Here is a 1,162-nt window from a genome sequence, read left to right on the forward strand (position 1 = left end):
CGTGCTCGCGACCGCGGGGATCGCGCTGCCGACGGTCGCGGGCGCGATCGTGTTCGCGGCGTGCGCGCTGCTCGCGGTCGTGGCGCTGCGGGGCGCCGTCGACCGCGACGCTCCGGTCTAGCCCGCGTTCGGCAGCCGCACCTCCACGAGTCCCGCGGTGACGCGCGTCTCGAAGCGCGGCTGCGGGGAGGTGGCGGGTCCGTGGATCACGGCGCCGGTCTTCAGGCTGAACACGCTCTCGTGCCACGGGCACGTGACGCACTCCTCGCCCGTCTTCGGGTCGCGGCCGAGCTCGCCCTCGTCGAGCGGCGCGGAGAGGTGGCTGCAGGTGTTGCTCAGCGCATCCACCGTCATGCCGTTGCGGCGGACGAGGAGCGGCAGGCCCGCGACGTCGCGCTTCGCGAGCCGACCGTCGGGCAGCTCGTCGAGGTGGCCCAGCTCCTGCCAGCCCGCGGGGAAGCGGTGCGGCACGTCCTCGGCGTGGTTGGCGCCCGCCGCCTGGCGATAGGCGAGGTGGCCGCCGAGGAACCCGCCGGCGGAGACGAGGCCGAGGCCCGCGAGCCCCAGGACCTTGCCGCTGGTGTGCTTGCCGCGGGCGCGCTGGATCCACGAGAGGCCGTAGAGGCCCGTCGCGAGCGCGTTCGCGGCCGAGTGCACGATGCCGACGCGCATCTGCTGCTCGTGCAGCTGCGACCAGTCGGCGTAGCCGGAGGCGATCGAGGGCGCGGCGCTCAGCACGCCGACGCCGACGAGCGCGCGGCTCGCCTTCTCGTTGCCGGGCAGGAAGTCGAGCACGGCCGAGGAGACCCACGCACCGGTCGGGATCAGCACGGCCACCGGGTGCAGCGGGTGCCCGAACGGCACGCCGTGCAGCAGGTCGGCGAGGGCGCGCGGCTTGAGCAGCGCGGTGACGACGCCCTTCACCCGGTCGACGATCGGATCCAGCGCCTTCGCGTCCTCGATCCTCACGACCGCCTCGACCAGCTTGAGCTCCCGCATGGTGCCTCCGTCCCGAGCGCGACACCGTCGCCGTCGCCCTCCTCCCAGGCAACGCTCGTCGGGGGGCGCTGACAAGGGCGGGGCGCGCCGGCCGGGCGGCCAGCGGGCGAGACGGAACGGGAGTCACGTGGCGGATGCCGAGAGGTTCGTGAGCGGACGGCTG

General features: G+C 74.7%; 1 protein-coding gene. It reads right to left on the bottom strand.

Features of this window, described 5'->3' with window-relative positions; all coding sequences use genetic code 11:
- Window positions 1-117: 117 nt before the first annotated feature.
- Window positions 118-999, bottom strand: coding sequence for a Rieske (2Fe-2S) protein (locus tag DZG00_RS15600; protein ID WP_119383247.1), 882 nt, complete (start codon window positions 997-999; stop codon window positions 118-120).
- Between the last annotated feature and the right edge of the window lie 163 nt (window positions 1,000-1,162).

Source organism: Clavibacter lycopersici (assembly GCF_003576405.1).
Classification (GTDB): domain Bacteria; phylum Actinomycetota; class Actinomycetes; order Actinomycetales; family Microbacteriaceae; genus Clavibacter; species Clavibacter lycopersici.